This window comes from Massilia puerhi (assembly GCF_009861485.1).
Map to the genome: position 1 here is coordinate 468,685 of NZ_WOFW01000001.1, position 11,578 is coordinate 480,262.

Annotated in this window: 9 protein-coding genes and 4 tRNA genes; all 13 read right to left on the reverse strand. The window is 60.3% G+C overall.

Annotated features, from left to right (window positions below):
* Positions 1 to 70: 70 nt before the first annotated feature.
* The 13 genes from rpoB to GNT67_RS02075 all read right to left on the reverse strand — a co-directional run bounded on the left by rpoB (position 71) and on the right by GNT67_RS02075 (position 11,577).
* On the reverse strand, positions 71 to 4,177 hold the full coding sequence (rpoB, locus tag GNT67_RS02015; RefSeq protein ID WP_159628086.1) for a DNA-directed RNA polymerase subunit beta: 4,107 nt from the start codon (positions 4,175 to 4,177) through the stop codon (positions 71 to 73).
* A 298-nt stretch (positions 4,178 to 4,475) separates the two neighbouring features.
* Positions 4,476 to 4,850 (reverse strand): 50S ribosomal protein L7/L12, encoded by a 375-nt coding sequence (gene rplL, locus GNT67_RS02020; protein WP_159628088.1) that lies wholly within the window; start codon positions 4,848 to 4,850, stop codon positions 4,476 to 4,478.
* 62 nt (positions 4,851 to 4,912) lie between these two features.
* Positions 4,913 to 5,446: a 50S ribosomal protein L10 gene (rplJ, locus tag GNT67_RS02025; protein ID WP_123070149.1), complete on the reverse strand. Its 534-nt coding sequence runs from the start codon at positions 5,444 to 5,446 to the stop codon at positions 4,913 to 4,915.
* Between the two features lie 273 nt (positions 5,447 to 5,719).
* Positions 5,720 to 6,418: a 50S ribosomal protein L1 gene (rplA, locus tag GNT67_RS02030; RefSeq protein ID WP_159628090.1), complete on the reverse strand. Its 699-nt coding sequence runs from the start codon at positions 6,416 to 6,418 to the stop codon at positions 5,720 to 5,722.
* Complete coding sequence (rplK, locus tag GNT67_RS02035) at positions 6,418 to 6,849, reverse strand: 50S ribosomal protein L11 (RefSeq protein ID WP_137172442.1); 432 nt, start codon at positions 6,847 to 6,849, stop codon at positions 6,418 to 6,420. The genes rplA and rplK overlap by 1 nt, the downstream gene beginning before the upstream one ends.
* A gap of 112 nt (positions 6,850 to 6,961) precedes the next feature.
* Positions 6,962 to 7,594, reverse strand: coding sequence for a transcription termination/antitermination protein NusG (gene nusG, locus GNT67_RS02040; RefSeq protein ID WP_159628092.1), 633 nt, complete (start codon positions 7,592 to 7,594; stop codon positions 6,962 to 6,964).
* A 2-nt stretch (positions 7,595 to 7,596) separates the two neighbouring features.
* Entirely contained in the window at positions 7,597 to 7,983 is a 387-nt protein-coding gene (gene secE, locus GNT67_RS02045) for a preprotein translocase subunit SecE (RefSeq protein WP_005663637.1), read from the reverse strand.
* A gap of 36 nt (positions 7,984 to 8,019) precedes the next feature.
* Positions 8,020 to 8,095, reverse strand: a tRNA-Trp gene (locus GNT67_RS02050).
* Between the two features lie 116 nt (positions 8,096 to 8,211).
* Positions 8,212 to 9,402: an elongation factor Tu gene (gene tuf / locus GNT67_RS02055; protein WP_159628094.1), complete on the reverse strand. Its 1,191-nt coding sequence runs from the start codon at positions 9,400 to 9,402 to the stop codon at positions 8,212 to 8,214.
* A gap of 86 nt (positions 9,403 to 9,488) precedes the next feature.
* Positions 9,489 to 9,563: transfer RNA gene (locus GNT67_RS02060), tRNA-Thr, on the reverse strand.
* Between the two features lie 33 nt (positions 9,564 to 9,596).
* A tRNA-Gly gene (locus GNT67_RS02065) sits at positions 9,597 to 9,670 on the reverse strand.
* Between the two features lie 37 nt (positions 9,671 to 9,707).
* Positions 9,708 to 9,792 (reverse strand) — tRNA-Tyr (locus GNT67_RS02070).
* Between the two features lie 240 nt (positions 9,793 to 10,032).
* Positions 10,033 to 11,577: an HDOD domain-containing protein gene (locus GNT67_RS02075; protein WP_159628104.1), complete on the reverse strand. Its 1,545-nt coding sequence runs from the start codon at positions 11,575 to 11,577 to the stop codon at positions 10,033 to 10,035.
* Position 11,578: the final 1 nt, after the last annotated feature.

The following is an 11,578-nucleotide window of genomic DNA, read 5'->3' on the forward strand; positions in this document are numbered from 1 at the left end:
CGCCTGCGCGGGAACGACGATTCAGGAGCAGCAGGCCGGGCCCGAAGGCTGGCGGCCATGCTGGCCCTGCTTAGTTGCGCTCGAGATCGATATCGATACCCAGCGAACGGATTTCCTTGACCAGCACGTTGAACGATTCCGGCATGCCGGCGTCGATCACGTGGTCGCCCTTGACCAGGTTCTCGTACACCTTGGTACGGCCGTTCACGTCATCCGACTTGACGGTCAGCATCTCTTGCAGCACGTACGATGCGCCGTACGCTTCCAGTGCCCACACCTCCATCTCACCGAAGCGCTGGCCACCGAACTGGGCTTTACCGCCCAGCGGCTGCTGCGTCACCAGCGAGTACGGACCGGTCGAACGCGCGTGCATCTTGTCGTCGACCAGGTGGTGCAGCTTGAGCATGTGCATGAAGCCAACGGTGACCTTGCGCTCGAACGATTCGCCGGTGCGGCCGTCGAACATGGTGACCTGGTTCTTCGACGGCGTCATGCCCAGGTGGGCAGCGATGTCGTCAGGGAACGCCAGGTCCAGCATGCGGCGGATATCTTCCTCGTGCGCACCGTCGAACACCGGGGTCGCGAACGGCACGCCGTTCTTGAGGTTGTTCGACAGGGTCAGGATCTCTTCATCGCTGAAGCTATCGAGGTCTTCCTTGCGGCCGGTTTCGTTGTAGATCTTGGCCAGGAAGGTACGCAGATCCGCAGCCTTCGCTTGCGCCTGCAGCATTTCGCCGATGCGCCAGCCCAGGCCCTTGGCCGCCCAACCGAGGTGGGTTTCCAGGATCTGACCGACGTTCATACGCGACGGAACGCCCAGCGGGTTCAGCACCACGTCGGCTGGACGACCGTCCGCCATGAACGGCATGTCTTCCACCGGCACGATACGCGAGACCACACCCTTGTTACCGTGACGGCCCGCCATCTTGTCGCCCGACTGCAGGCGGCGCTTGACGGCCAGGTAGACCTTGACCATCTTCTGCACGCCAGGCTGCAGCTCGTCGCCCTGGGTCAGCTTCTTGCGCTTTTCTTCGAAGGCCAGGTCGAACTGGTGACGCTTCTCGTTGATCGATTCCTTGATCGCTTCGAGCGCGTTGGCGGTGTCGTCTTCCGCAGGGCGGATGTCGAACCAGTGGAACTTGTCCAGGTCGGCCAGGTATTCCGACGTGATCGCCGCGCCTTTTGCCAGCTTCTTCGGACCGCCATTGACGATCTTGCCGACCAGCATACGCTCCAGACGCTCGAAGGCATCGCCCTCGACGATACGCATCTGGTCGTTCAGGTCCAGGCGATAGCGCTTGAGTTCATCGTCGATGATCTGCTGGGCGCGCTTGTCGCGCTGGATGCCTTCGCGGGTGAACACTTGCACGTCGATCACGGTGCCGACCATGCCCGAAGGCACGCGCAGCGAGGTGTCTTTCACGTCCGACGCTTTTTCGCCGAAGATCGCGCGCAGCAGTTTCTCTTCTGGGGTCAGCTGGGTCTCGCCTTTCGGGGTGACCTTACCGACCAGCACGTCACCGGCTTGCACTTCGGCGCCGATATAGACGATGCCCGATTCATCCAGGCGTGCCAGTTGGTTCTCTGCCAGGTTCGAGATGTCGCGGGTGATTTCTTCCGCGCCCAGCTTGGTGTCGCGAGCGACCACCGACAGCTCTTCGATGTGGATCGAGGTATAGCGGTCGTCCTTGACCACGTTTTCCGAGATCAGGATCGAATCCTCGAAGTTCAGGCCGTTCCACGGCATGAACGCCACCAGCATGTTCTGGCCCAGGGCCAGTTCGCCCAGGTCGGTCGATGCGCCGTCGGCAATCACGTCGCCACGGGCAACGCGGTCGCCAACCTGCACGATCGGACGCTGGTTGATGTTGGTGTTCTGGTTCGAACGGGTGTACTTGATCAGGTTGTAGATGTCGACGCCGACTTCACCAGCCGTTGCTTCGTCATCGTTCACGCGAATCACGACGCGGCCCGCATCGATGTAGTCGACCATACCGCCACGCAGTGCCTGCACGGTGGTGCCCGAGTCGACCGCCACGGTGCGCTCGATGCCGGTACCGACCACGGCCTTTTCAGGACGCAGGCAAGGCACGGCCTGACGCTGCATGTTGGCGCCCATCAGTGCACGGTTCGCGTCATCGTGTTCCAGGAACGGAATCAAGGAAGCTGCGACCGACACGATCTGGCCTGGAGCGACGTCCATGTACTGGATGCGCTCTGGCGAGACCAGGATCGTTTCACCGGCTTCACGCGCCGAGACCAGTTCGTCGACCAGTTGACCGGCGTCGTTGATCGCCGCATTCGCCTGGGCGATGATGTAGCGGCCTTCTTCGATCGCCGACAGGTATTCGATCTTGTCGGTGACTTTCGAATCGTCGACCTTGCGGTATGGCGTTTCCAGGAAGCCGTATTCGTTCAGGCGGGCGTACAGTGCCAGCGAGTTGATCAGGCCGATGTTCGGGCCTTCGGGCGTTTCGATCGGGCACACGCGGCCGTAGTGGGTCGGGTGCACGTCGCGCACCTCGAAGCCGGCGCGTTCGCGGGTCAGACCGCCAGGTCCCAGGGCCGAGACGCGACGCTTGTGGGTCACTTCCGACAGCGGGTTGGTCTGGTCCATGAACTGCGACAGCTGCGACGAACCGAAAAATTCGCGGATCGCGGCCGAGATCGGCTTGCTGTTGATCAGGTCGTGCGGCATCAGGTTGTCCGCTTCGGCCTGGCCGAGGCGTTCCTTGACGGCGCGTTCCACGCGCACCAGGCCGGCGCGGAACTGGTTCTCAGCCAGTTCGCCGACGCAACGCACGCGACGGTTACCCAGGTGATCGATATCGTCGACTTCGCCGCGGCCATTGCGCAGCTCGACCAGGATCTTGATCACGGCCAGGATGTCTTCGTTCGACATCGTCATGTCGCCGGTCAGTTCATCGCGGCCAATGCGGCGGTTGAACTTCATGCGGCCCACTGCCGACAGGTCGTAGCGTTCCGGCATGTAGAACAGGCCGTTGAACAGCGCTTCGACCGATTCTTCGGTTGGCGGTTCGCCAGGACGCATCATGCGATAGATCGCCACGCGTGCGGCGGTCTGGTCGGCGGTGTCGTCGGTGCGCAGGGTTTGCGAGATATAGCCGCCCTGGTCCAGATCGTTGGTGTACAGGGTCTGGATGTCGGTCACGCTGGCGTCGCGCAGCTTGCCCAGCAGTTCTTCGGTCAGCTCGTCGTTGGCCACGGCGATGATTTCGCCGGTGTCCTGGTCGACGATGTTCTTGGCCAGCACGCGGCCGAGCAGGTAGTCTTCTGGCACCGAGATCGACTTGATGCCGGCCGCTTCGATGTCACGCACGTGCTTGGCGTTAATCCGCTTGTCCTTGGTGACAATGGTCTTGCCCGACTTGTCGACGATGTCGAAACGCGCGACTTCGCCGCGCAGACGCTCGGAGACGAACTCGAGTTCGCCGCCGTCGTTACGCAGGGTGAAGTTGTCGAAGACAAAGAAGTTCGCCAGGATCTGCTCCGGCGTCATGCCGATGGCTTTCAGCAGGATCGTCACTGGCATCTTGCGGCGACGGTCGACGCGGAAGAACAGGATGTCTTTCGGGTCGAACTCGAAGTCGAGCCACGAGCCGCGGTAAGGGATGATGCGTGCCGAGAACAGCAGCTTGCCCGACGAGTGGGTCTTGCCGCGGTCGTGCTCGAAGAACACGCCAGGCGAACGGTGCAGCTGCGAGACGATGACGCGCTCGGTGCCGTTGATCACGAACGAACCGTTCGTGGTCATCAGCGGCAACTCGCCCATGTAGACTTCTTGCTCTTTCATTTCCTTGACGACCGGCTTGGTCGGCGATTCCTTGTCCAGGATCACCAGACGCACCTTGGCGCGCAGCGGCGACGCGAAGGTCAGGCCGCGCTGCTGGCACTCTTTCACGTCAAACGCAGGGTCACCCAGCACATACGACAGGAATTCGAGGCGCGCAAAACCATTGTGCGACACGATAGGGAAAATCGAAGAGAAGGCCGATTGCAGACCCTCGGCCTTGCGGCCCGATGGGGCGGCATCAGCCTGCAGGAAGTTCTCGTAGGATTCCAGCTGGGTAGCCAGCAGATAGGGAACGTTGTGAACGTTGGCGCGCTTCGCGAACGACTTGCGAATGCGCTTCTTCTCAGTAAATGAGTAGTGCATGGACACTCCGTGAGTGACAGAAAGGATGGAGAATTCAGGAATTGCCAGTGGCACGCGCCACCACCACACACAAGCCCTGAAGTCTCTTACTCTTTCGCGCCAGATGAAAAGGACAAGCAAACTGCTGTGATACGATGCTGCTGAATTTCGGTAAGTCTTGGTGCTAGTTGCCGGCCGCCACCGACATTTGCGGCAGGGACGACAAAAGAGCCAAAGCAGCAATTCCCGTCTTCCGACAGGTTTTGCAAGCTTTGACTCCCGCGCTGGGCACTTGAATCAAGTGCCCGGTGCATATGTATTACTTCAGTTCGGCCTTGGCGCCAGCATCTTCCAGCTTTTTCTTAGCGGCTTCAGCGTCAGCTTTTGGCAGGGCTTCCTTGACGGTCTTCGGTGCGCCATCGACCACGTCTTTGGCTTCTTTCAGGCCCAGACCGGTGATTTCGCGGACGGCTTTGATGACGCCGACTTTGTTCGCGCCGACTTCGGTCAGGACGACGTTGAATTCGGTCTGCTCTTCAACAGCTGCACCAGCGGCGGCGCCGCCAGCTGCCGGTGCTGCCATTGCAGCGGCCGACACGCCGAACTTCTCTTCGAATGCCTTGACCAGTTCGTTCAGGTCCATGACGGACATTTCGCTCACTGCGTTCAGGATATCGTCTTTGCTAATTGCCATTTGAAACTCCAGTTAATGTGTGTGTAGTTCAGTTAGTACTTGAGAAAAAAGGCTGTGCTTAATTAAGCAGCAGCGGTTTCTTCGGCTGCCGGAGCTGCCTCGGAAGAACCTTCGCCTTTTTTCGCTGCCAGTGCAGCCAGACCACGTGCAAAGCCCGACACCGGAGCCAGCATGACGCCCAACAGCTGCGAGATGAGGACTTCACGGGATGGGATGCTTGCCAACGCGGTAACACCAGCTACGTCGAGCTGCTTACCTGCGTAGTTACCGGCTTTGATGACCAGCTTGTCGTTGGTTTTAGCGAAGTCATTGATGACTTTTGCTGCAGCAACGGCGTCGTCCGAGATCGAGTAGATCAGCGGACCGGTCATGGAATCAGCCAGCGAGGCAAACTGCGTGCCTTCGACAGAGCGACGAGCCAGCGTGTTCTTCAGAACACGCAGGTACACGCCCTGGGCACGTGCGGTTGCACGGAGCTTGGTCAAGTGACTAACCTGGATGCCACGGTACTCAGCCACGACGATGGTTTGCGCAGTTGCTACTTTTGCGGAAACTTCTTCGACGACGACCTTTTTGTCATTCAGATTAAGACCCACGGTCAATCTCCTTAAATGATGCCGACAAAACGTCTGCATCGGTTCGAACACACGGCGTCCGAAGTTAAGAAGTCTTAAAACTGGGCGGATACATTCACACAGCTGGACTACAAAACTTGTTCGGGTACACCATCTGCGTTGGGTGGTCTATTAACCGTCGGCTCAACCTCTGCCTTCGGCCCAACGGTCTTTGATTGCCTGCCGGAGCGGTGGTTTGCTCCGACAGCCCAAAGATGCGCCCCGCCTTAACGGCGAGGACTTGATTCTTGCAGCTTAAGCAGCCGAGATCGACGCGTGGTCGACGCGAACGCCGGCACCCATCGTCGACGACAGGGCGACCTTGCGCAGGTACACGCCTTTCGAGGTCGCTGGCTTGGCCTTGTTCAGGGCGTCGATCAGGGCAACCAGGTTGCTCTTCAGATCTGCGTCGCTGAACGACTTGCGGCCGATGGTCGCGTGGATGATGCCCGACTTGTCGGTACGGTACTGGACCTGACCGGCTTTGGCGTTCTTGACGGCGGTAGCGACGTCTGGGGTCACGGTGCCGACTTTCGGGTTCGGCATCAGGCCGCGTGGGCCCAGGATCTGGCCCAGGGTACCGACGATACGCATGGTGTCCGGCGAAGCGATCACGATGTCGAACGGCATGTCGCCGGCCTTCACGCGCTCTGCCAGGTCTTCCATGCCGACCACATCGGCGCCGGCTGCCTTGGCAGCTTCAGCCTTGTCGCCCGACGCGAACACAGCGACGCGCACGGTCTTGCCGGTGCCAGCTGGCAGCACGACCGAACCGCGAACCACCTGGTCCGACTTCTTCGGGTCCACGCCCAGTTGAACGGCGACGTCGATCGACTCGTTGAACTTGGCGGTGGCGAATTCCTTGATGATCGACACAGCGTTGTCGAACTCGTAGACCTTGTTACGGTCAACTTTTGCTTTGATTGCTTTAACGCGCTTGGACAGCTTAGCCATTACAGACCCTCCACCGTGATGCCCATCGAACGTGCCGAGCCAGCGATGATACGCACTGCTGCGTCCATGTCGGCGGCGGTCAGGTCCGGCTGCTTGGTTTTTGCGATTTCTTCAGCTTGGGCGCGGGTCAGCGACGCAACCTTGTCGGTGTGCGGCTTGGCCGAACCCTTGGTGATGCCGGCGGCTTTCTTGATCAGGTAGGTTGCCGGTGGGGTCTTCATCACGAAGGTGAAGGACTTGTCGGCGAACGCGGTGATCACGACCGGGATTGGCATGCCTGGCTCGACACCCTGGGTCTGGGCGTTGAACGCCTTGCAGAATTCCATGATGTTCAGACCGCGCTGACCCAGTGCTGGACCGATCGGTGGGGATGGGTTTGCTTTACCAGCTGGAACTTGCAGCTTGATAAAGCCAATGATTTTCTTTGCCATGAAAGGCTCCTATCTTTGACTTGAGTAGTAGCGCCCCACCACGACTACTCGTCTCGGCGGGGCTCCTCTTACCGGATTCCGCCTAGCTGCTGCGACGCTCCGATTGTAGCGTTTAGACTTTTTCGACTTGCCCGAACTCCAGTTCCACCGGAGTTGCGCGGCCGAAGATGGTGACTGAGACACGCACCTTCGATTTTTCGTAGTTCACTTCCTCGACGTTGCCGTTGAAGTCGGTGAACGGGCCTTCCTTGATCCGGACCTGCTCGCCCACTTCGTACAGCACTTTCGGACGAGGCTTTTCGACACCCTCTTGCACCTGCTGCATGATCTTGTCGATCTCGCGCGCTGGGATCGGGGTCGGCTTGTTCGATTTGCCGCCGATGAAGCCGGTGACCTTGCTGGTGTTTTTCACCAGGTGCCAGGTTTCGTCGGTCATTTCCATCTCAACCAGCACGTAGCCCGGGAAGAAGCGGCGCTCGGAAACGGCTTTGGTGCCGTTGCGCATCTCGACGACTTCCTCGGTCGGCACCAGGATCTGGCCGAACTGTTCTTGCATGCCACCGCGCTCGATACGCTCGGTCAGCGCACGCATCACGCTTTTTTCCATGCCCGAATAGACATGGACGACGTACCAGCGCTTGTTGCTGACCGGTACGCTCACCGGTGCAGCTGCTGCTTCTTGCTCAGGAGCGCCAACTGCCGGAGTATCTTCCGGCGTCGCACTGTCTTGGACGTTATCGCTCATGTTTATTTCCAACCCAGGACAAAGTCGTACAACAGGAGCTCGAGCAATTTGTCCGTGCCCCACAGGAAAATCGCCATCACGACCACGAAGGCAAACACGATGCCGGTGATCTGCATGGCTTCACGGCGGGTCGGCCAGACGACCTTCTTGGTCTCGCGCACAGACTCTTTGGCGAAGCTCAGGAAATCACGGCCGGTGGTGGAAGTCCACAAAAGCAGGACAGCAAAAACTAAACCAGCCACGAGGGCGCCTGCGGCGACCAAGGCTGGTTTGTTTTGGCCAGTCAGGTAAAAGAACCCGACGACGCCTGCAATCGCTGCAACCACCGCCAGTGCGACCTTGAACTTGTCATTCGAGGTGCTGACAGTTTGCACGGATTGATTAGACATTCTTCTTTACTTTCGGTGCTGCGCACCAGAATTCGGTGGCAGGGGCGGAGGGAATCGAACCCGCGACCTTCGGTTTTGGAGACCGACGCTCTGCCAATTGAGCTACACCCCTACGAAGACTTCCTACTGAATCCAGCATTATACAGCAAGCGCGCGCTCACTGGCAATGCTGTTTGAGGGAAACAGATGGGCTTTGCAACCCCGCCTGCTTCCCTCTACCTTGGCTGATTAGGCCAGGATCTTGGCAACCACGCCGGCGCCGACGGTACGGCCGCCTTCGCGGATTGCGAAACGCAGACCTTCTTCCATCGCGATCGGAGCGATCAGCTTGACGGTGATCGAGACGTTATCGCCTGGCATGACCATTTCTTTGTCTGCTGGCAGTTCGATCGAACCGGTCACGTCAGTCGTACGGAAGTAGAACTGAGGACGATAGTTGTTGAAGAACGGGGTGTGACGGCCGCCTTCGTCTTTCGACAGGACGTAGATCTCACCGGTGAAGTTGCTGTGCGGCTTGATCGAACCTGGCTTTGCCAGGACTTGACCACGTTGCACGTCTTCACGCTTGGTACCGCGCAGCAGCAGGCCGACGTTGTCGCCAGCTTGACCCTGGTCCAGCAGCTTGCGGAACATTTCCACGCCAGTGCAGGTGGTCTTGACGGTGTCGACGATTCCGACGATTTCGATTTCTTCGCCGACCTTGATGATGCCGCGTTCGACACGACCGGTCACCACGGTGCCGCGACCCGAGATCGAGAACACGTCTTCGACTGGCATCAGGAAGGCGCCGTCAACAGCGCGCTCTGGCGTTGGGATGTAGGTGTCCAGGGCTTCTGCCAGGCGGGTGATGCACTCTTCGCCCATCTCGCCAGGCTGGCCTTCCAGGGCCATACGTGCCGAACCCTTGATGATTGGCAGGTCGTCGCCTGGGAACTCGTATTTCGACAGGAGCTCGCGCACTTCCATTTCGACCAGTTCCAGCAGTTCCGCGTCGTCGACCAGGTCGCACTTGTTCAGGAACACGATGATGTATGGAACGCCAACCTGACGCGCCAGCAGGATGTGCTCGCGGGTCTGTGGCATTGGGCCGTCGGCGGCCGAGCACACCAGGATCGCGCCGTCCATCTGGGCAGCACCGGTAATCATGTTCTTGATGTAGTCGGCGTGGCCTGGGCAGTCGACGTGCGCGTAGTGACGGTTTTCGGTCTCGTACTCGACGTGCGCGGTGTTGATGGTGATGCCGCGTGCTTTTTCTTCTGGTGCCGCGTCGATCTGGTCGTAGGCCTTGGCTTCGCCGCCGAATTTCTTCGACAGGACGGTAGCGATTGCCGCCGTCAGGGTGGTTTTACCGTGGTCAACGTGACCGATGGTGCCGACGTTGACGTGCGGCTTGGTCCGTTCGAATTTACCTTTTGCCATTTCAGACTCCTAAGATCTAACGATATATTTGGGAATTACCAGGCACACCTGACGGACGAGTGCAACGCGACTGCCGTACGAAATTCTGGTGCCCTTGACGTGGATTGAACACGTGGCCTCTCCCTTACCAAGGGAGTGCTCTACCACTGAGCTACAAGGGCTGATATTTGCGATGTAGAAACCACCGCACTAACTGGAGCGGGTGAAGGGAATCGAACCCTCGTCGTAAGCTTGGAAGGCTTCTGCTCTACCATTGAGCTACACCCGCGAGGTACAACTTCTATCCGACTTCACGATCTTCTTTTTGGTGGTGGGGGCTGGATTCGAACCAGCGTACTCAGAGAGGGCAGATTTACAGTCTGCTGCCTTTAACCACTCGGCCACCCCACCGCGAAGAACCGCAGAGTATGAAGCAAGCTCAACGTACTGTCAATCAGGTTTCGGTAGTAGTCTTATCTACCTTGCCTGACAGCGTTGCTTCGGGGCGTGATTGTAACGGGCCGACTGTAAAGCTGCAAGGGTGATTTTGCCAAGTGCGAAAAAATCTTTATGAACTTATCTGGAATTGTTTTGTCAGCAGGCCGATACCTTCAACCAACGTCGTTCCCGCCTGCGCGGGAGCGACGTTGGTCAGGGTTGGGGATGGTGCTGGCCTGCCGGCGCCAGCGCCGCCAGCACCTGCGCCTTGAGCGCCTTGATCAGCGCCGTCTCGTCCGGCGCCACGCCTTCCGGCGCGGTGAAGAGTCGATCCGCATAGATCAGCCCCAGCTGCGCCTTGCCCACCACCAGCGGCAGCACGATGAAGCTCTCGGCATCGGCCAGCAGGGTCTTGTACCAGGCCGGCAGCAGGTCGCGGATCCGGGGGCTGAAGGTATCCGCGATCATCATGTCGGCATTGTTCTCCAGCGCGAGGTGAAACACGTCGCGCGCAAAGGCACAGGGAAAGACAAAGCCATCCTGTAGCTCCACGCTGCCCTCGCCGAGCGATACCCGCGCCCGGAATTGCCTGGTGCGCGCATCGCGCAGGCACACGGTGGCGAAGCGGAAACCGAGCGCGCCATACAGGGTCTCGAGCACCGCCATGATCACGTCATTGACCCCGGCGCCCGAGCCGCCCAGCAGGGTCACGTCCTGCACGCCCGCCAGCAACAGGTCGCGCGCATTCCGTGGCTTGCCGCTGGGGTGGAACTCGGCCTCGTCGTCCTCGCCCGCATCGAGCGTGGCCAGCGCCAGCACATTGGGCAGGCCATTGCCGGCCTTGGGGTCGGTCTTGGGCGCGCGCTCCATGTTCATGCTCTGCAGCATGCCGTTCATGCCGTCCTGGACCTCGTCGAACAGCGCCACCATGGCCGGATGGTCGACACCCAGCGCCGCGCCGTAGCGTCGAATCAGGTCCTGGGTCTCGGGCGCGGCGGCCGGATCGTGGTGGCGGCCCATCAGGCGCGCCATCTCGCGGCTGAAGGCGGCCACCTGGCGCATCCATTCATTGCGGTCGGCCGCGACCGCGAGCACCCCCGGCCCCACCGCCACCTGGGCCTGCACGATCAGGGCCGGCATCTGCCATTCGCGCAATACCGCCTCGGACAGGGTCTCGAAGCTGCAGCCCAGGATCAGTTGCGCGGCCAGGCTGGGGCTGTGCTTGCCGGCCGCCACCAGTGCGGCGATTTCACGGTAGCGCTCCGGTTCATGGCTGGCCAGCAGCAGTGCGCCCAGGTTCTTGAACAGCGCACAGATCGCCGCTTCCTCGGCGCCGGGAATCGGGCTGTGGCGCGCCAGCTCGCGTCCCACCAGGCTGGCGCACAGGGCCGCTTCGAGCTCCACCCGCACGCCGTGCTCGGCGGTATCGAGCGCATCGACCAGCAGCATCGCCAACGCGGCGGCGCGCACATTGTCGAAGCCGAGCAGGGAGATGGCGCGCGAGATCGTCGTCACCGGCGTGCCGGACAGGGTGCGGTACTGGACCGTATTCGACAGCCGCAGGATGCGCTGGGTCAGGGCCACGTCGGACACCACGTAATACGCGAGATCGGCCGTGCCCAGGTCGTCGCTATAACCCATGCCGATCACGTGCATGATGGCGCCGCCCAGGGTGAACATGCGTTCGGTGCCGCTGAGCTTACGCATCAGGGCGGGACGCACGCGGCGCACGGCGCCGTCCTGGGGAGTGTCCGCCATC

What these genes read in the sequence shown, in the direction of transcription:
- secE (WP_005663637.1), bottom strand. Translation starts at nt 7,983, where the DNA reads ATGTCTAATCAATCCGTGCAAACTGTCAGCACCTCGAATGACAAGTTC.
- rplL (WP_159628088.1), bottom strand. Translation starts at nt 4,850, where the DNA reads ATGGCAATTAGCAAAGACGATATCCTGAACGCAGTGAGCGAAATGTCC.
- rplK (WP_137172442.1), bottom strand. Translation starts at nt 6,849, where the DNA reads ATGGCAAAGAAAATCATTGGCTTTATCAAGCTGCAAGTTCCAGCTGGT.
- nusG (WP_159628092.1), bottom strand. Translation starts at nt 7,594, where the DNA reads ATGAGCGATAACGTCCAAGACAGTGCGACGCCGGAAGATACTCCGGCA.
- rpoB (WP_159628086.1), bottom strand. Translation starts at nt 4,177, where the DNA reads ATGCACTACTCATTTACTGAGAAGAAGCGCATTCGCAAGTCGTTCGCG.
- rplA (WP_159628090.1), bottom strand. Translation starts at nt 6,418, where the DNA reads ATGGCTAAGCTGTCCAAGCGCGTTAAAGCAATCAAAGCAAAAGTTGAC.
- tuf (WP_159628094.1), bottom strand. Translation starts at nt 9,402, where the DNA reads ATGGCAAAAGGTAAATTCGAACGGACCAAGCCGCACGTCAACGTCGGC.
- GNT67_RS02075 (WP_159628104.1), bottom strand. Translation starts at nt 11,577, where the DNA reads ATGGCGGACACTCCCCAGGACGGCGCCGTGCGCCGCGTGCGTCCCGCC.